14 protein-coding genes are annotated in these 20,212 nt (G+C 40.0%); 7 read left to right on the forward strand and 7 right to left on the reverse strand.

Going from position 1 to position 20,212, the window contains the following annotated elements; translation table 11 throughout:
• The first annotated feature begins 1 nt into the window (after nucleotide 1).
• Nucleotides 2-1,012 carry a hypothetical protein gene (locus WA352_RS09520; protein ID WP_336142280.1) on the forward strand — a complete coding sequence of 337 codons (1,011 nt, stop codon included), beginning with the start codon at nucleotides 2-4 and terminating at the stop codon, nucleotides 1,010-1,012.
• A gap of 22 nt (nucleotides 1,013-1,034) precedes the next feature.
• On the opposite strand, the gene WA352_RS09525 is transcribed toward WA352_RS09520, so the two are convergent.
• Nucleotides 1,035-3,080: a TonB-dependent receptor domain-containing protein gene (locus WA352_RS09525; RefSeq protein WP_336142282.1), complete on the reverse strand. Its 2,046-nt coding sequence runs from the start codon at nucleotides 3,078-3,080 to the stop codon at nucleotides 1,035-1,037.
• Between the two features lie 225 nt (nucleotides 3,081-3,305).
• Nucleotides 3,306-3,944, reverse strand: coding sequence for a Fe-S biogenesis protein NfuA (gene nfuA / locus WA352_RS09530; protein ID WP_004652044.1), 639 nt, complete (start codon nucleotides 3,942-3,944; stop codon nucleotides 3,306-3,308).
• A gap of 153 nt (nucleotides 3,945-4,097) precedes the next feature.
• Between nfuA and WA352_RS09535 the strand changes: the two genes are divergently transcribed.
• The 5 genes from WA352_RS09535 to WA352_RS09555 all read left to right on the forward strand — a co-directional run bounded on the left by WA352_RS09535 (nucleotide 4,098) and on the right by WA352_RS09555 (nucleotide 9,104).
• A complete protein-coding gene (locus tag WA352_RS09535; protein ID WP_004652042.1) occupies nucleotides 4,098-4,715 on the forward strand; it encodes a rhomboid family intramembrane serine protease in 618 nt (205 codons plus the stop codon).
• Nucleotides 4,716-4,849: 134 nt separating this feature from the next.
• Nucleotides 4,850-6,538, forward strand: coding sequence for an arylsulfatase (locus WA352_RS09540; protein WP_336142286.1), 1,689 nt, complete (start codon nucleotides 4,850-4,852; stop codon nucleotides 6,536-6,538).
• A complete protein-coding gene (locus WA352_RS09545) occupies nucleotides 6,535-7,536 on the forward strand; it encodes a formylglycine-generating enzyme family protein (protein ID WP_336142289.1) in 1,002 nt (333 codons plus the stop codon). The genes WA352_RS09540 and WA352_RS09545 overlap by 4 nt, the downstream gene beginning before the upstream one ends.
• A gap of 95 nt (nucleotides 7,537-7,631) precedes the next feature.
• Nucleotides 7,632-7,793 (forward strand): hypothetical protein, encoded by a 162-nt coding sequence (locus WA352_RS09550; RefSeq protein WP_336142292.1) that lies wholly within the window; start codon nucleotides 7,632-7,634, stop codon nucleotides 7,791-7,793.
• Nucleotides 7,794-7,976: 183 nt separating this feature from the next.
• The gene (locus WA352_RS09555; RefSeq protein ID WP_336142294.1) at nucleotides 7,977-9,104 is read left to right on the forward strand and encodes a helix-turn-helix transcriptional regulator; all 1,128 of its coding nucleotides are present in this window, start codon (nucleotides 7,977-7,979) and stop codon (nucleotides 9,102-9,104) included.
• An 18-nt stretch (nucleotides 9,105-9,122) separates the two neighbouring features.
• Here WA352_RS09555 and epmA read toward each other — a convergent pair whose 3' ends face one another.
• Together epmA and WA352_RS09565 are read right to left on the reverse strand one after the other, a co-directional pair.
• The gene (gene epmA / locus WA352_RS09560) at nucleotides 9,123-10,106 is read right to left on the reverse strand and encodes an EF-P lysine aminoacylase EpmA (protein WP_336142297.1); all 984 of its coding nucleotides are present in this window, start codon (nucleotides 10,104-10,106) and stop codon (nucleotides 9,123-9,125) included.
• Nucleotides 10,103-11,170, reverse strand: coding sequence for a 4-phosphoerythronate dehydrogenase (locus WA352_RS09565; protein WP_336142299.1), 1,068 nt, complete (start codon nucleotides 11,168-11,170; stop codon nucleotides 10,103-10,105). Before WA352_RS09565 ends, epmA begins: the two co-directional genes overlap by 4 nt.
• A 190-nt stretch (nucleotides 11,171-11,360) precedes the next feature.
• On the opposite strand from WA352_RS09565, the gene WA352_RS09570 reads away from it, so the two are divergent.
• A complete protein-coding gene (locus WA352_RS09570) occupies nucleotides 11,361-11,735 on the forward strand; it encodes a diacylglycerol kinase (RefSeq protein ID WP_005208172.1) in 375 nt (124 codons plus the stop codon).
• 69 nt (nucleotides 11,736-11,804) lie between these two features.
• Here WA352_RS09570 and groL read toward each other — a convergent pair whose 3' ends face one another.
• The 3 genes from groL to WA352_RS09585 all read right to left on the reverse strand — a co-directional run bounded on the left by groL (nucleotide 11,805) and on the right by WA352_RS09585 (nucleotide 20,015).
• The gene (gene groL, locus WA352_RS09575) at nucleotides 11,805-13,439 is read right to left on the reverse strand and encodes a chaperonin GroEL (protein WP_004801460.1); all 1,635 of its coding nucleotides are present in this window, start codon (nucleotides 13,437-13,439) and stop codon (nucleotides 11,805-11,807) included.
• Nucleotides 13,440-13,497: 58 nt separating this feature from the next.
• Nucleotides 13,498-13,788, reverse strand: coding sequence for a co-chaperone GroES (locus WA352_RS09580; RefSeq protein WP_004652030.1), 291 nt, complete (start codon nucleotides 13,786-13,788; stop codon nucleotides 13,498-13,500).
• Nucleotides 13,789-14,024: 236 nt separating this feature from the next.
• Nucleotides 14,025-20,015, reverse strand: coding sequence for an Ig-like domain-containing protein (locus WA352_RS09585; RefSeq protein WP_336142305.1), 5,991 nt, complete (start codon nucleotides 20,013-20,015; stop codon nucleotides 14,025-14,027).
• Between the last annotated feature and the right edge of the window lie 197 nt (nucleotides 20,016-20,212).

The raw sequence follows: 20,212 nt of genomic DNA on the forward strand, positions 1-20,212 counted from the left end.
TATGTCTAAACAACCGATGATAGAACAACTGATTGATGCTCAACTTGATTTTCTTGACGCTGAGTTTGCACAAGCAGAAACCATTCAACTTGAGTTTAAACAGTTCTATCATTGGTTGCGTTTACAACAGCTACAGCATATTTGGTCATTTGAACAAATCTTTGAGCTGATCGAAAAACAAATTTTAGCCACGCCTGCCAGTGAATTCTTAGTCGAACAAATTGCGGAACATATTCGCTTTGCCTTGATTCACCCCATCAATGATCAGACCACCATTGAAGATGTTATCCCTGTACTGACCATCGACTCAATCGCCCAGTATGTAGCAAGCAAGAGTGGACATCGCCAACGCTTGATCAAAACAGTGGTGAATAACCCCGCCTTTTCTACATTAATTACCCAATTGATTCAGCATTCTATTCAAGATTATTTAGATAACTCTATGGTGTCTAAACGTGTTCCAGGTGTTGGACATTTTATGAAAATGGGGAAATCGGTTTTAGAATCAGTGACTGATTCCAATCTAAATGAAACAATTGGACATTACCTGCAAAAAAATATTTTAAAAATCAGTCAAATGAGTGAAAAAGTCTTAAATCAGCATTTTAATGACAATAAGCTCTACCATTTTCAAGCCAATCTCTGGCATAAAATTAAAGTCATGCCTTTATCAGTTTTGCGTAATTATGTCGAAGTACAAGATTTGCCTAAGACCGTGGGCATGGGACATGAAATTTGGGAACATATCCGTCAAACGCCTTACCTAAAACAGCAAGTGCATGATGGCGTATATGCATGGTATGCACGTAATCAGGAACGAACTTTTGACCTTTTATTACGTGATCTGAATATCGATGAAGAGTTGATTCAAAATCAGTTGACCGACCTGCTCTCACCAATTTTACAGCAAGTGATTACAACAGGTTATTTAAGACAACGCGCACGCGTGTATTTAGAGAAGTTTTATTATTCTGAAAAAACTAAAAACATTCTTAGTCAGAAAGATCGTTAAACGATCTTTCTGACTTATTCACTTAGTATTTAACAGTTACGCCGACAAATGCACGTTGACGTTCTACTAAATATGAATCATCACCATTTGATAAGTTCTTATCAAATAAATTGCTCAAACCCGTTCTAAAGGTAAGATTATCATTGTAGTTATAGTTTGCAGACACCCCAAAAATTGTATGCGGTTTTTGCAGACTACTGGTTGTTACATTATTACCAAAATATTGTTTTCCTGAATGTTTTGCATTGAATTCAAAAGCAAAAGCATCTGTTGGTTTCCAATTTAAAGCTGAGTTCACTGTAATTTTAGGTGTAGTAATTAGTTCTTCACCCGTATCTAAGTTTTTTGCCTCAAAGAAATAAGTCATATTATTATTCCAATACAACGTATCTGTGAGTGGGAAGTTTGCAACAACCTCTAAACCTTTCGTCCGTGCTTTGCCAATATTTTCATAACGGGTATACCAACGACCATTAATCTTATCTAACGCTGCATAATCAATTTTATCTTTGAAATCAGTATGGAAATACGTCACACCAAGATCAGCGTTAAAGCCCGTATAATTGAAGCTAATTTCATAGTTGGTACTTTCTTCAGGTTGCAGATTTGGATTACCTGCCATGTAACAACCACCTGTCGTATAACCCAGTGGGATTAGAGAACTACAACCGCCTCCTCTAGAAAAAGTCGCAGCACCTGCAGTTGTTTCTTTTAATGATGGTGCTCGGAAACCTTTTGCAACCCCACCTTTAATGGTGAAATCAGTGACTGGATGGAAGACAAGATAAGCTCGTGGGCTATGATGTGAACCATATTTATCATCATGGTCTAATCGATCACCAATCGTTAAATTTAAGTTGTCTAATAAACTTATATTATTTTCCAAGAAAACTGCCCAAGTCTTATTATCAACAGTTGGATCTGAATATTTCTGCCCATCCCAACTTCCATCTGGTGATGTTCCAATGGTTTGAGTATTGGTTAACTCATTTTTCTTCCACTGCCCACCAACCGTTAATGATTGTTCAAACAATACATTGAATGGGATATTCAAATTCCCCTCAACAATTGTTTCATTTGACTTCGCAATGCCAGTCTCATTACTACTATCGTAATCATTGTAATATGCAGATAGTTTAGATTTACCAAAACCCCAATCCCCATCATGGGAAATACTATAAGTGTGATGTTCTAAATTATCTGGTCCCCAAGCGATCTCTCCCTCACTAATCGCACCACCACGTCCAACGACCTCACCAAATCCTGCCTTATTTTTTTGAGTTGAAATTCCCGCTTCGACAGCAACTTGATGTTTATCATTAATTTTATAATTCAATAATGCGTTATAGTTTTCATCAATGTATCCAGAAGTCCCTTTACCAGCTTTAATATTCTGATCAGCTTCACGCTCTGTACGACCAGCAGTTAAACGTAATCCTAAACTATCAGTTAATGGACCTGTCACCATAACGCCCATTTGGTCAGTATGCCCTAAATCCCCGGAAGTCGTTGGAACAGTATAATTACGAGTTAAGCTCCCGCCCCATTTGGTTGGAATCTTACGGGTAATGATGTTGATTACCCCACCCATCGCATCTGAACCATAAAGTGATGACATTGGGCCACGTACCACTTCAATTCTTTCAATCATTTCAGGTGTAATCCAGTTTAAATCCTGACGGCCTAAATCAGGACGATAATTGGTATCACGCGAAGAGCCAATACGTTTCCCATCAATTAAGATTAAAGTGTAATTATCTGGTAAACCACGTAATTTAATTTTTGAACCGTCGCCATTAGGACTCGTCCCACCTGTAACACCAGGAACTTTATTCAATAATTCACCAATGCTGCTTACTGGTTGTTTTTCTATGTCTTCTCGAGTAATCACACTAATACTTGCAGGTGCATCTTTTACATCTACTGCTTGGCTACTAGCAGTCACAACAATTTTTTCAAGTTGGACAGCATCTTTATTCGTTTGAGTTTCTGCTGCATGTGCAACGGTCATCATACTACTCAACACAGAAATTGTGAGGAGCGATTGACGCACGATTGTATTAGACATATTTTCACCCAATTCAGAAAAAATCTTAAAATTTGCTTAAAAATTCATGAGAATTCTAACAAAAAACAAATAAAACTCAATAAAAATGATAATTATTATTATTTATATATTCACTTTGTTTTGCATACATCTATTTATAGAATAAGGAAAAATCATCTCAGTTTTGATTAAACAATAAAAAAAGCCCTCGAAAGGGCTTTTAAAAATACAGTAAATTTCCAGCGATTATTTAAAATAAGCGCCTTCTGCTTGTGTATGATCGGTTTGATCCACTACACGCTGTAATTCAGGCACATGCTGTCTTAAAGTGGTTTCTACACCTTGCTTCAAGGTAACATCAATCGCAGAACAACCTTGGCAACCACCACCGAATTTCAATACAGCAGTTAAACCATGTTCTGGATCATTATTTACTTCAACCAAACTACAATTACCGCCATGTCCTTCTAGACCTGGATTAATTTCAGATTGCAGTACATAGGTAATACGCTCTTCAATTGAAGCATCTGGGCCGACACGCGGTACTTTCGAGTTTGGTGCACGGAATGTTAATTGACCACCAAAACGATCTTTGTTGTAGTCAATCACCGCATCAACCAAATACGGAATTGATGGCGCATCAACATAAGCAGGAAAATTAGGATAATCCTGTTTATAGTCTGTCGGCACCACTTCTTCAGGTGCGCTATATGCCATACAACATTCAGCACGTGGAGTACCTGGATGCTCTACAAAAACACGAACGCCAATTCCTGGGGTATTTTGCTTTGCTAATAAATCACCTAAATACTCTTGTGCAGATGGAGTAATTAAAAGGTTTGGAATTTCTTCTGCGACAGCAGTGTTGGTGTTCTCAGTCGACATAACAATAATCCTCAAGCTGATGTCGTTATATTAACCGAAGATGGAGGGTAATAAAAAAAAATCAACCATTTTTGTAGGAATTCTATGCAAGAACATTGTTTATTAAGTTTTTAATGGCATTATTGCTTAGACACTGATCAATTTAAAACCTATATGTTACATCTACCCTTTGGTCACACTGTGACTCTTATCATTATTACTGTTGCAATCTCCTTATTGGCCTTCTCCAATCAGGCGGTGATGAACCGTTTAATTTTCTGGCCTCCTGCAATGCAACGCGGGCAATATGACCGTTTTATCACGCATGGTTTCATTCATGCCGATGGCACGCATCTATTGTTTAATATGATTACGCTGTTTTTCTTCGGCAATATTATCGAAAGCTTCTATCGTCAGTTTTTCTATGACATGGGCTTTGTTTTGTTCTATTTGGGCGGACTCATTGTTGCCATTTTACCTAGCTATCTGAAACATCGTCATGATGCACGATGGGCGAGCTTAGGTGCTTCTGGTGCAGTTTCAGCGGTACTGTTTGCCTATATCCTGTTCCAGCCTTGGAACTTGATTTTTGTGTTCTTCATTCCCGTTCCTGCGATTATTTTTGCCATTTTATATGTGGCTTATAGCATCTGGTCAGGTAAACGCGGCAATAGCAATATCAATCATAGTGCACATCTCTGGGGTGCTGCCTATGGTGTGGTGGTGACTATCATTTTAGAGCCACGGGTCATTCCACATTTCTTGAATCAACTCACCAAAATCCCATTTTAAATCATCTTGGAAATAAGCCCCTGTATTGGGGCTTTTCTTTTTTTAAGATTAATAATCAAATTTTAATTATTTTTATCATAAAAATCATCTCTCTAAACTCGCCATAATTCTTCTATAAAATTAAGTCGATTCTAATGTCTCGTAATAGCCTTCTTAGCACACTCTCCATTGCACTTTTTAGCCTTTCAATTTCAGCTTGCAGCAATAGTGACTCCGATGACTCCAATACGGTGGTTGAAACCAAGAAACAACCCAACATTTTATTCATCATGGCAGATGACTTAGGCTATTCAGACTTAGGCGCTTTTGGTGGGGAAATTCATACCCCGAATATTGATGAACTGACCCGAGCAGGTCGCATTTTAACGGATTACCATACTGCCCCGACCTGCTCACCGACCCGCTCACAATTGATTTCGGGAACTGACCACCATTTAGCAGGTATTGGCGCAATGGCGGAGCTTAAACGTGATAAGCCTCACCTCGAAAATCAACCAGGTTATGAGGGCTATTTAAATGAACGTTCGCTTTCCATTGCAGAAGTGCTGAAAGACAACGGCTATCGAACCTATATCAGTGGTAAATGGCACTTAGGCTTGACCGATGCAACCAACGCACATGCCAAAGGATTCGATCACTCATTTACGCTATTGCAAGGTTTAGACCTACATTTCAAACAAGCACCGAGCGCCTACAAGCGTAATGCCTCATATACAGAAGATGGTAAACCAGTTCCGATTTCATCTCTGCCTGATGATTTCTTCTCCACCAACTATTTCACCGACAAACTGATCAGTTATCTAGAGTCTGGAAAAAACTCAGGTAAACCATTCTTTGCCTATGCTGCTTACACCGCACCGCATTGGCCTTTACAAGCACCTGCTGAATATCGTGATCGTTATCGTGGTGTTTACGATGTAGGCTATGATGTAATCCGCGATGCACGCATAGCCCGTCAAAAACAACTCGGATTAATTCCAGCAAACTTTAAAGCGGCTGAACCAATCGCCACGCAAAATGCCCCTCAAAAATATGGCAAATGGAATGAGCTTTCAACTGAGCAAAAAGCATTGGAAGCACGCAGAATGGAAATCTACGCAGGTATGGTGGAAAATCTAGATGCCAATATTGGTCGGGTGATTCAATATCTAAAACGTAATAACTTATATGACAACACTTTAATTTTCTTTGTTTCCGATAATGGTGCAGAAGGTTTTATTCGTGGCAATTACGGTGCCGAAGTAGGTTTTGATAACAGCGTTAATAACGTCGGGACTTCAAGCTCTTATCACTATGTTGGACCACGTTGGGCGGAAGTCAGCGCGGCACCATTCCATCTCTGGAAAGATACTGCTGGTGAAGGTGCAACCACCGCACCTGCAATTGTAAAACTGCCATACCAAACCAAAGCCCAAGCAACTCATCATGGTTTTGCCTCAGTCTTGGATGTGTTTCCAACCGTGCTCGACTACGCAAATATTGCCGTCCCACAAGGTCAATACAAAGGCCGTCAAATCAATACGCCAAGCGGATATTCTTGGAAACCCGTACTTGACAATAAAGCCCAAGCCATTCGCCCAGTCAATTTTAGCTTTGCCGATGAATTACATGGCAGTAAATATGCACGTCAGGGGGACTGGAAAATTGCTTTACAAGGTACTCCTGAACTAGGTACAGGAACCTGGGAACTATACAACTTAAAAAATGATCGAGGTGAAACGCAAAACCTTGCTCAAGATAATCCTGCCAAGTTACAAGAGCTGGTGGATGTCTATAACAAATACACCCAACAAAATGGTGTTAAGGAATATTTCCTTAAATGAAGTGGATTATCTTTTTAGTTTCACTCAGCAGCCTGTCCCTTGTGACAGGCTGTAGTAAAGTTAAGCCTGCTACCACTCATTCACATACTCAAAATAGCACCGAGGCTCAACTAGGTTCATTACAGCAATGCCAACAGTATTCTGGTTTACCCGAAGCATGGCAAAACACTAAAACCGCTGGAATGGTATGGGTTCCTAAAGGTTCATTTCAATTGGGTTCAAACTTAGCCTACCCTGATGAGCTGAATTTTGGCAAACCACAACGCCAAGTAGCAGGTTTTTGGATCGATCAAACCGAAGTGACGGTTGCCCAGTTTTCCAGTTTTGTTAAAGCAACAGGCTATGTCACTGATGTGGAAAAACAGAAACAAGCTGCAGTATTTTCTCCTGATGTGAATAACCCAAATCAATGGTGGCAACTAAAAGCAGATTACACATGGAAAACACCGAATGGTATAGCAGGCCAAGCCCCTCTTCCCTCTGAACCAGTTCGCTATATCACTCAAAATGATGCTGAACACTATGCCGTTTGGTTGGGGCGGGATTTACCTACAGAACAAGAATGGGAATACGCAGCTAAGGCTGGTTCGAAAACCGATACCCCTTTACACCAAGCACCACAGGATGCCCATCAACATCCACAAGCCAATTATTGGCAAGGTGAATTTCCTTTCAATAATACGGTTGAAGATCATTTTCAAAGTGTCGCACCCGTCGGCTGTTACCCTGCCAATGCCTTTAAGCTGTTCGATATGATTGGCAATGTCTGGGAGTGGACCTCATCTGTTTATCACGGCGCACATGATCAGCACATGGGCAATTATGCAGAACTGCGTCAACAAAACAGCACTGCAACGCAATATGTACTTAAAGGCGGTTCTTTTCTATGTGCTTCCAACTTTTGCGCCCGTTATCGAAATAGCAGCCGCTATCCTCAAGAATTTGATTTGGCGGCAACGCATGTCGGATTTAGAACGGTTTTACGTACAGCTGAATGATACAAATCTATGTTAAAAACCTGCATCCTTCTGCTAGCTGAAACCTACTGATCGATTTACAGTAGAAGGGAAAGCAATAACAATAGGATGCAAGGATGAAAATAATACTGCTCTGCTTCAGCACTTTACTTACAGTCGGCTTATCAGCCTGTGCCGTACATACCCCACATGGCAGTGTAATTGTTGATCCAGACAACCATCATGATGGTCGTGGTGATTTCTGCCCTCCAGGACAAGCCAAAAAAGGACGCTGCTAAACCCCAATATGCCTAAATGTGCTATTGCGTTTAGGCATATTTCTTTCAAAGCTGATTTAACTTTAAATACTCATTTCATCTGATAATTGCATAAGAAGTCACATTTTTTTAATTTAATAATTTCATTTAGTTAAAATCCATATAAACTATATGGAATATATTCTATTTTCGATGGGATTTTAGATGACTCTAAGCCAACACAGCCCAGTCGTGGATATCTTGAATAAAGTTCAGCATGCTGATGATTGGATGATTTTCTTAGAGCAACTGAATCACTATTTTGATGTGCAAGCTTCGCAACTGTTGGCTGTTGACCTTGAAGTACAAGCACTCTCCTTTAGCGTCCATCACGGCGTGAATTTTGACTCCAATCAACTTGAACAAGCCGCACTGACCCAAATCCGCTTGGCCATAGATGATGATCCGCGTTTAAAGAAAATGCTTTTGGGACCAATGAAGGGATGGATGCATTGCACTCAACATTTTCAAGAACATGAAATTATTCAAACCCAAGTATACCAACGGGTGCTACAGCCTCTGGATTTACGCTTCTGTTCAGCCATCCAAATCATTTATGATCATAAAGTCTGTGTATTACTTGCCTTTCTCACTAGCCCTGAGCGTGGTGCATTAAGCTGTACTGAACTTCAGCCGATATATGAAATTTTGCCGATCGTGCAACAAAAGATTCAGCAATATCGTCATCATTTTGAATATTCCACTATGACCCTGCTTGGGTCACAGTTAATTCAAAAAATGAACCAACCGATTGCAATTATTAACCTCAATGGCGATATTTTAGAGATCAATTCCGAAGCTCAGCAATTACTACAAGATCAGCAACAGATTCAAATCCAACAGCGTCGTTTTGTTTTGAATGAACAACATCAGCAACAATTTGACCAGAATCTGATTGAACTCGAACGACATTATAAAAACAATCCAGAGCAGACGAATCATAAACGTTCAAAAGTCATGCTGCTCGATCAACACTTATTCTTAACGCTAGATTTACTCAGCCCAGAAAAAAGCCATAAGATTTTTGGCCTTCGCCCAGTCTTACTTGCAACCTTCTCTGGATTAAAACAGAAGCCAAAATATCAAAAAGACATTTGTACCCAGCTGTTTATGTTTACACCTGTTGAACATAAAATATGTGAGCAACTTCTAGAAGGTAAAACCACCAAAGAAATTGCTCTTTCACATGAAATTCAATCAGATACGGTAAAGAAGCATCTGCAATCAATTTTCAAAAAAACCCGAACACATCGCCAAAGTGAGTTGATACAGCTATTAATGCAACTTTTATAAAAATTGAAAATAAAAACCCTAGGCAATCTCTGCTGGGAATGCAATGACCTGATCAATTTTGACCTGATTCATGGCAACCATGAGTAAACGATCAATACCCAAAGCAATACCAGAACATTCAGGCATATGGGGTAAAGCTGCCAATAAATGCTGATCCGTTGGAATCACCGCCAACCCTTGCTTTGCACGTTCTGCATTATCTGCCTCAAAACGAGATGCTAGAATTTTAGCATCTAATAACTCATCATAGGCATTAGCCAACTCTAAACCTTCGATATAAACTTCAAAGCGAGCTGCAACGGATTCACCATCCTCATCCTGTTTTACTTTTGCCAGTGATGCCATTTCAGGTGGAAAATTGGTCAAAAATACAGGTGCATCAAAGCCTAGACTAGGTTCGACAAAGTGCGAAAATAACAGGTCCATATAAGCTAGACGATCATCACCCAAATCAAGATTAAGCCCAACACGATTGGCTGTATCTTTGAGTTGTTTCAAGCTCGCTTGCAAAGGATTAATATCCAAACGATCCTGAAAAGCATGCTTATAACTGAGAACAACTGGACGAATATCGCCAAAACGATGTGCCAAACAGCTTTCTAACAGATCTGCAGTTTCATGCATCAAGCCCTTTAAATCTAATCCTGGTCGATACCATTCCAACATCGTAAATTCACTATTGTGCTTACGCCCATGCTCATCATCACGAAACACTTTGCAAATTTGATAGATTGCCCCACTGCCACTGGCCAATAAACGTTTCATTGGAAATTCAGGCGAGGTCTGTAAATATTGAGTATTTAATTTGCCGTGAATATGACGCTGTACTTGCACAGAAGCCAAATGTACATCCGTCACACCTGCCTGAGACAGAACTGGTGTTTCCACTTCCAAGACCTCACGCTCAGCAAAAAACTGGCGGATTTTCTGATACATCTCAGCACGTGCTTTTAAGGCCTCAAGTGAACAGGTCGGTTGGTAGCTTTTCATATCTTGACTCATGCTTTTGGCCCACCATGTGCAGCCCACTCACGGCGTAAAGGATAATTTTTACGGAGTAAATCAAATGCGGTTTGCTCTACCTTACCCGCTTGTACACAAGTTCGTAGTTGCTGATCATCGGCAGCAATATCATAAATTTGAGTCAGATGTTGTCGAAGCACAGCTTTTAAATCCTGCTGCCCGAAATATTGTTCCACCTGAGGCAATTGACTCTCAAAATGCTTCGAGGCTTCATAAGAGAATTTATCGCAAAAAGCTTGATAGATCATCTGTGTGCCTCTGGCCTTCCCTTCCAGACTATAACCCGCAATATGTGGCGTTGCTAAGGCCAATAAATCCAACAGTTGCTCAGAAATTTCTGGTTCAAACTCAAATACATCGAGAACGACTTGACGCTGCGTGGTGATAATATCTGCCATTAATGCACCTTGTTCAATGACAGGACCACGCGCACTATTGATTAAAACAGCAGAGGGTTTCATTGTAGCCAAAGCAGCCGTATTAAATAAATGCTGCGTCGGGAAATCACCCGATAAGGTCAAAGGCACATGAATTGAAATTGCATCGGCACGTTTTAACAGCTCAGTAAAAGAGACATTTTCAATACCGTCTAATTGCACATAAGGATCATAGCCAATTACATTCCAACCCAGCAGTTGAGCCATCACAGCAAGGCGGCTGCCGACATTCCCTAAACCAACAATGGCTAAAGTGAAGGCTTTATTTTTTTCCAAAAGATTGATATCTAAGTGTAGTAACGCGGTAATCACATATTCTGCAACAGCTTGTGCATTACAACCTGCGGCATTACTCCACGCAATATGTTGTTGCTCTAAGGCAGAAATATCAAGATGATCCGTTCCAATGGTGGCACTGCCTACAAACTTAATTTTACTCTGATCAATTAAGGCATGGTTTACTTTGGTCACTGAGCGAACTAAAAGTGCATCGGCATCCTGTACATCCGCATGGGTCAGGGTACGTCCTGCTCGGTGCTGTATTTCTGCAAATTCCGCAAAGAAATAATCGGTAAATGCCAAATTTTCATCTGCGATAATTTTCATGCAGCGCTTTCCTTCAATAATTCTGTGCTTATTATCCTTAGCACAGCACAAATTGACAATTTATAAATGCAAGCTTTGTAGAGATTAATGGCAGAAAGCTGTGGCTCATGGTACACGCATGCGACATATTGCCAATTTACTGCAACATCTTTGCTCTTATAATAAGCCTTTCTCTCTTTCCTCTATCGTAATGACGCAATACTCTCCCTATAAAGGCAAAAGTGGCATTAAGCGGATTTTAAATGCCACAGGCTATTCAATCGCAGGATTTAAAGCCGCTTTTAGTCATGAAGCTGCCTTCCGACAAATCCTATTACTGAATGTGATCTTGATCCCGATGAGCTTCTTGGTACATGTATCAGCCGTTGAACAAGCGCTGATGGTTGCTGTCTGTTTATTGGCAATTATTGTAGAGCTGTTTAATTCCGCCATTGAAGCTGTAGTGGACCGCGTTTCGCTGGAAAAGAATCCGTTATCTAAGAATGCAAAAGATATGGGCAGTGCTGCGCAATTTGTTTCCTTGGCGATTATCTTTTTTACTTGGATGATTATTTTATTCCGTTAAATCCTCTAAAATGGTCAATAAAAAAATCCCTGCATATGCAGGGATTTTTTGATCTAGACGTAGATGTAATTACATCATGCCGCCCATACCACCCATGCCGCCCATATCTGGACCAGCTGGTTTATCTTCTGGGATATCAGTAATCATACATTCAGTTGTCAACATCAAACCAGCAACAGAAGCTGCATGTTCAAGTGCAGAACGCGTTACTTTAGCAGGGTCAAGAATACCCATCTCTAACATATCGCCATATTCACCAGTTGCAGCGTTATAACCAAAGTTACCTTCACCCGCTTTAACTGCATTGATCACAACTGAAGGCTCATCACCTGCGTTTGAAACGATTTGACGAAGTGGCGCTTCAATCGCACGACGTAAAATATTGATACCTGCAGTTTGATCTTCGTTCGCGCCTTTTAAGCCATCTAATACGTTTACAGCACGTACCAGTGCAACACCACCACCTGCAACAACACCTTCTTCTACTGCTGCACGAGTTGCGTGAAGAGCATCGTCAACACGATCTTTCTTCTCTTTCATTTCAACTTCAGTTGCTGCACCAATTTTGATAACTGCAACACCGCCAGCTAATTTAGCAACACGTTCTTGAAGTTTTTCTTTGTCGTATTCAGAAGTAGATTCTTCGATTTGCGCACGAATCTGTTGAACACGTTCAGCGATTTGTGCAGCATTACCAGCACCATCAACAATCACAGTGTTTTCTTTAGAAACAGTGATTTTGTGTGCAGTACCTAGATCTTGAAGAGAAGCTTGCTCTAAAGACATGCCGACTTCTTCAGAAATCACAGTCGCGCCAGTCAAGATCGCAATGTCTTGAAGCATTGCTTTACGACGGTCACCAAAACCAGGTGCTTTAACAGCACATACTTTGATAATACCGCGCATGTTGTTCACAACAAGTGTAGCAAGCGCTTCGCCTTCAACATCTTCAGCGATGATAAGAAGTGGTTTACCTGTTTTAGCAACAGCTTCTAATACAGCGATCAATTCACGGATATTGCCGATTTTTTTATCAACAAGAAGAATGAACGGATTTTCAAGTTCAGCAGTTAAGGTATCTTGCTTGTTCGCGAAGTATGGAGAGATATAACCACGGTCGAACTGCATACCTTCTACAACGTCTAAAGCGTCTTCGAAGCCAGAACCTTCTTCTACAGTGATAACACCTTCTTTACCAACTTTTTCCATCGCTTGAGCGATAAGTTTACCAACAGTCGTATCAGAGTTCGCAGAGATTGAACCTACTTGTTCAATTGCTTTGAAATCATCAGCAGGCTTTGCATTGGTACGGATATTTTCAACTACAGTTTTCACTGCGATGTCGATACCACGTTTTAAATCCATTGGGTTCATACCTGCAGTTACAGATTTGATCCCTTCATTTAAGATTGCTTGAGCAAGTACAGTTGCAGTTGTTGTACCGTCACCCGCGATGTCATTTGTTTTAGAAGAGACTTCGCGAACAAGTTGAGCACCCATGTTTTCAAACTTGTCTTTTAAAGAAATTTCTTTCGCAACGGTTACACCATCTTTAGTGATGTGCGGTGCACCGAAAGAACGGTCGATGACAACGTTACGGCCTTTAGGACCTAAAGTAACTTTTACTGCATCTGCAAGTGTGTTTACGCCTGCAATCATTTTTGAGCGAGCTGAATCACCAAATTTTACGTCTTTAGCTGACATGTGAAACTCCGAATCTTTTTAAATACTGTATCTGATTAATTTGTGAGTTATGTATCGATTAGCCTTCAAGTACAGCTAAGATATCTGACTCTTTCATGATCAAGAGCTCTTCACCGCTTACTTTTACTGTTGTACCTGCATAAGTACCGAACAATACTTTATCGCCAACTTTAACGTCTAAAGCACGAACGCCATTGTCAGTGATTTGACCATTACCTACTGCAATTACTTCACCTTGAGATGGTTTTTCAGCAGCAGAGCCTGGAAGTAAAATACCACCAGCCGTTTTAGTTTCTTCTTCTACGCGACGAATCACAACACGATCATGTAATGGACGAATGTTGCTCATAGTTAACTCCATCAGACTTAGTCTTTTTGATTAATTCGTATCGCCAATTCATGGCAATACATAAAATTTTGATATGCCACTTTTGTGGGGTTAAAAAAAATAGCTTCAAGGGGCGAATTAAAAAAAACTCGACTTTTTTAGTATTTTTTCTTCAAACTGATTTTGATTGAACAAATTGTCTACAGCCAAGAAAAAGAGCTGTCATTGACAGCTCTTAGATTTTCATAAAAAGATGTTTAAATAATAATTTGGTGGTTACCCAATAATTCACTCAATGTTGTGTTGACATTGTTGAGTAGCACTAACTGAACACCGCTCTCAGCAGAGGCTTCACCATCTCGATCTATACTCACGATGGTATTCTCACCCTCTTGCTTGACATGAATGAATTTTTCCAGAGATGCAGTCGAACCATCCCCTGTGTAATCCATCAATAATTGACTGAGATCAATCTTATCTGCTTGCAAATCTGTCCAGACATTACCAACATGAAAATCTTGCCAGCGATCAATAAGTCCATCACTATAATTCAATATGTTATAAATCACAGTATCCGAACCAGCACCTCCAATATAGGTATCGTGACCACCACGACCATCCAAAATATTGTTCCCAGCGTTCCCTGTAATCACATTATCCAATCCATTACCTGTGGCATTGATATTTGCACTACCAACTAGCTCAAGATCTTCAATATAACGCCCACTTTCTAAATGTCTTTCTATACTTTCTGGGTCATTTACCCAGTCATAATTCCCCATCAGACTATAACTTACAGAACTCAAAACTTTATCATGCCCACCAAAGTCTACATCTCGATAACCAGATTCGATTAGTTGATTTTCCCAATAACCACTTTCAACCCACGAATACTCCTCATGCCTTTCAATCCAAACATTTTCATAATGACCTTCAACCCACTGATCTTTGTAAGAATCACCAAACCAAATCTGCTCAGAATACAGTTTACTGACCCACTCTTGCTCAATCTCAGGTCCATTAAGGGCATAACCGTCCTGCCATAATCCTAATTCGGAGTCAAAATACTGATTTACATAAGCATCATATGAACCATCATCAGTATAGTAACGCTTACCGTCCTGATCACTATAGTAATCACGGTAGCGCCATTCCCCATTGTCAAACCAAATTTCCTCATAATGGCCTTCTATTAAAACTGGTTCATAATGGCCTTCTATCCATTGCTTTTCATAATATCCATCAAACCACTGAGATACATAATGGCTATCATCTACCCACACTTCTTTATAATTTTCATAATGCTCAATACGATATTCTTGGATAAAATCAGAACCATGATCTACTTGATAAATATTATCGGTCTGATCTCCTCTAAATTGATCTACCTTAATCTGGGGAATCTCTGTTGGTTTAATTATTACCGTAGCACTTTGGTTTCCCGCACTATCAATTACAGTCACAGCCAATGAGGTTGCTTTATTATTCATATAGACTTCAAATATTCCCTCCTTTTTCACAATAACTGTATTGGTATAAGACGGCTGACCATCAAAATTATAAGTTATTTCAACTAAGGCCTTAGGTTCCGCATGTCCAATGAGATAACCATATTCATTGATTGCAATTTGTGTTGCTGCAGTTGGTGCGACAGTATCGACTGGCGTAATAACTTCGGTATAGTTACTTTGATAACCATTTTGCTCTACAACAATACGTAGAGCCTCACCATTGATTTGAGCGATGAAAAACTGAATATTAAAATGCCCCCATTTATCAGTTAAACCACTACTAATGAAATTATTATGGGTATCCACAATACGGATATAACTATTAGGTGCAGCATCTCCAGATATAAAGAAACCATTGTCAGACATAACGATATTTCCAGCTGGGCTGGGTGCATTGCTATCGGCATTAAAAATAATATGAACTGGTGTACTGATATTTTGAGCTAAATCCGTTGCTGTAATAAACAACTGCTCACCACGTATCACTGGAGGATAAATACTTAGATTAAAATGACCCGTTTCATCTGAGCTGGACTCTGCACGAACATCACCATTAGCATCAACGACTTTGATTGTTGCTTTTGGTTCAGTTTGTCCACTGATTTCATCCCCATTTTCACTAATAACCAATTCATTGAGTAGTGGTGCAAGATTATCTAAAGGTGCAATAACTTCAGTGATTGGACCATATAGATTGTTCGTTGGATCTAAGGCGCGGACATATAATGTCTGTCCTTGTAAATAGTAGCTATTAAGCTGCACATTAAATGTACCATCTTCATTAACAACAAAATTCCACCAATTACTATCCACACGCTCGCCAACTGCATTACTCACAATAATTTGCTGGCCAGCAACTGCCTGACCAGATAAATTATGTCCTTCTGCATCGAGCAATAAATCTGTCACAGCTTGCGGGGTATTGAGTAATACAGGCAAAACTTTTTGTACAACATCACTGCGATTCCCTGCAGAATCTCTCACCACAAAACTTAAGGTTTGTGTTTGATATTGACTATAGTTGATCCAGTGAGAAAAAGAGCCATTGTAGGCCACAGTCGTTGTGATCAAATTTCCATATTGATCAATAATATCAACTCTTGCATTCGATTCAGCCTGACCAGAAATTAATCCTGCTTCATTTATGCTGATATTTTCAGCAGCGAGAGGCGCCACTTCATCCAATGGTGCAACAATCGTTACTGTTTCACTCACATTGCCTGCACGATCAGTGACTGCGACCGTTAACGTCTGCGCATTTAAATAAAATTGATTCAAATAAACAGTAAATGTGCCATCACTATATGCCGTACTGCTCCACCTACTGACTAGATTATTATTCTGATCATAAACTTGAATGATGCTATTAGGTTCAGCGATACCCGTTAAAATCGAGCTATCGCTGCCCTCCGTTAATTTAAGATTCTTAGCCGCATCTGGTGGAGTTGAGTCGTTTATGGCTTCAAGTGAAAGAGTTTCACTTTGATTTCCAGCTCGATCAAAAACAATAAAACTTAATTGTTGTCCTTTTAAATAGACATTATCAAACCAACCTGAAACTTTACCATCACTCCCCGCAGAACCACCTCCAACTTCATTGTGATTTGCATCATAAATTTTAATTATACTATTGGCTTCTGCTATTGCCGTAAAACGACGTCCATCCTGATCAAACTCAACAGATTGAATAGGGTCAGGATTAGTATTATCTAAAGGTGCAACGATGCTGGTTTTTTCACTGACATTTCCTGCACGGTCAATCACAGTTACAGTTAATATTTGGCCTTTTAAATAATATTGACTAAAACCTACAGCAAATGTTCCATCCGTATTAACCGTATTATTCCATGAATAAACTAACTGACTATTTTCATCATAGATCAAGATCGTGGTATTTGCTTCTGCCATACCCGTTAGAATCGATCCATTATGACTTTCAGCCAGAAGAAGATTTGTCGCTGCCTCTGGTGGTGTATTATCATTTAGTGCATAAGCAGTAACGGCTTCACTCTGGTTGTCTGCCCGATCAAAAACAATAAAACTTAATTGTTGCCCCTTTAAATAAACATAATTTAATTGACCTGAAACTTTACCTTCACTATCAGCATCACCACGCCCAATTTCGTTATGATTTACATCATAGATTCTAACTATGCTATTGGCTTCTGCTATTGCAGTAAAACGACGCCCATCCTCATTAAACTCAATCAATTGAATGGGGTCAGGCTTAATATTATCTAAAGGTGCAACAATGGTTACCTTTTCGCTGACATTCCCCGCGCGGTCAGTCACTGTTACAGTTAAAGTCTGCTCTTTTAAATAATATTGACTAAAATCTACAGCAAATGTGCCATCAGAATTAACTGTCGTGTTCCATGGATAAACCAAACTATTATTTTGATCATAGACTTGGATCGTGGCATCAGGTTCTGCACTACCCGTCAAGATTGAACCTGATCTCCCCTCTACAAGCTTAAGCGTAGTCGCAACTTTTGGAGCCATGGTATCCACGACAACTTTTTCGATTGCAGTTTCTACAATATTCCCCGCAATGTCTGTTCCAACAACCTTAAATAAATAAGTACCATCAGCTAAATTGACCTGCTTGGTAGTCGTTTCTGCCCAGGTTTTCCCACCATCTTTAGAAACTTCATAGCGATTATTAAACGTAGCTTCTTTATTAATTACAATTGGATCTAATGCATGTAAATCAAAACTATTATCTTGGGTAATTCGATCAAAAGCTGAATTACCAGTGTCATTTAAATTAACAATTTTTAAAGTGCCTGCAGCTGGTGCAATCGTATCTATCGTGACGATAGGAGACAATACTTCACTGCTATTCCCCGCCTGATCCGTCACAATGGCTTTAAATTGATAAACCCCATCTGATAAATCTTTTTGTGCGACAACGGTCTCAGCCCACTCACCGCCATTTTTAGACACTTCATAGCTAACTACTGTTCCCTGTTCCTGTCCTTTAAGATTCAAATTAAAGGTTTGATCATTGGTGATGTAATCCGTCGCTGAAACACCTGTATCGGTAAAATCTGTAAATGATAAAACACCAGTCTGCGGTGGCGTTTTATTAACAGTCACAAGCGGAGACAACACTTCACTGCTATTCCCCGCCTGATCCGTCACAATGGCTTTAAATTGATAAACCCCATCTGATAAATCTTTTTGTGCGACAACGGTCTCAGCCCACTCACCGCCATTTTTAGACACTTCATAGCTAACTACTGTTCCCTGTTCCTGTCCTTTAAGATTCAAATTAAAGGTCTGATCATTGGTGATGTAATCCGTCGCTGAAACACCTGTATCGGTAAAATCTGTAAATAATAAAACACCAGTCTGCGGTGGCGTTTTATCAACAGTCACAAGCGGAGACAACACTTCACTGCTATTCCCCGCCTGATCCGTCACAATGGCTTTAAATTGATAAACCCCATCTAACAGATCTTTTTGTGCGACAACGGTCTCAGTCCACTCACCGCCATTTTTAGACACTTGATAGATAACCGCTGTTCCTTGCTCTTGCCCTGTCAAGCGCAGATCAAACGTATTATTTTGTGTAATATAATCCGTATCCGAATGACCACTATCAACAAAATGAGTAAAAGCCAGATGCCCTGCAACAGGTGCGGTTGTATCAGGGGCAGTGATCAGAGTAGCTGTACTTTCATTACCAGCTTGATCTTTAGCAGTCACATAAAGCTGTTCACCATTGGTCAAAGCATTAGCTAAAGTCAGACTAAATTTACCATCAGCTCCCACTATCGTTTCCGCCAACGCTTTACCAGTCACATCTTTCACAATAACCGCACTGCCAATTTCAGCTTGACCGGTTATGGTTTTTCCATCCTGTTGTGCAGTAAAACTGCTTTGAGGTGAAACAGGTGCGGTTGTATCAGGTGCCGTGATCCGAGTAGCCGTACTTTCATTGCCAGCTTGATCTTTAGCAGTCACATAAAGCTGTTCACCATTGGTCAAAGCATGAACTAAAGTCAGACTAAATTTACCATCAGCTCCCACTTTCGTTTCCGCTAACGCTTTACCAGTCACATCTTTCACAATAACCGTACTGCTAATTTCAGCTTGACCGGTTATGGTTTTTCCATCCTGTTGCGCAGTAAAACTACCTTGAGGTGATACAGGCGCTGTGGTATCAGGGGCTGGATCATTTTTTTTACTGCCATTACCGCCGCCACCACTGGCAGCAGCGATTGCACCGACACCTGCCACACTTCCAGTAATCCATGCCCAAGTCGGGATGCTCCCTACTGTGCTAGAAGCTGTCGTTGCAATTGCATGGCTAGTCTCAACTGAACGATCAGTTGCAATCGCATTCGGGATCTCAGATAAGGGACGAACAACCGAGCTATCTGAAGCCAAAACATCGGACGGAACACCATCTAAGACTAAATAATCGGAAATCGGTTGCTCTTCATCTTTAGTGTCGACAATTGCAGCCCATAAACTTTCTCCATCCTGTAACGGAAGCTGCAAAATATCCTGTACAAAGAATCCTTCTAGAATAACTTTTGTACCATCAATTAGATGCACAATTGCATCATTACCAATACGTGTAATTGAAGCGATTTGATCAACGTTAACCCCAGATTTTGCAAGCAAAGCTTGATTTAAAGGGATTGGTTTTGTTTGTCCTGCTATTCCGATCTCAGATGTGGCGGCTGCTTTATGATTATTTTTATCTAGTAAAAATACACGTTTCATTTTGATCCCTAACTGCCTACTGAAATCGCAAAAATGTTCAATATTTTATTTGCGATTTGCATATATTATTAAAAAGCAAATCTTAGCAAAACTTAGGCAGTTACAACATATTACAAACTAAAATTTAGAAAGAAAAACTCAGCAGTTTTCAAAGTAATTTATATTTTTTAAGAAAGAATAAGCTCAATTATAAAATG

Source organism: Acinetobacter sp. 102, from assembly GCF_037028485.1.
Classification (GTDB): Bacteria; Pseudomonadota; Gammaproteobacteria; order Pseudomonadales; family Moraxellaceae; genus Acinetobacter; species Acinetobacter higginsii.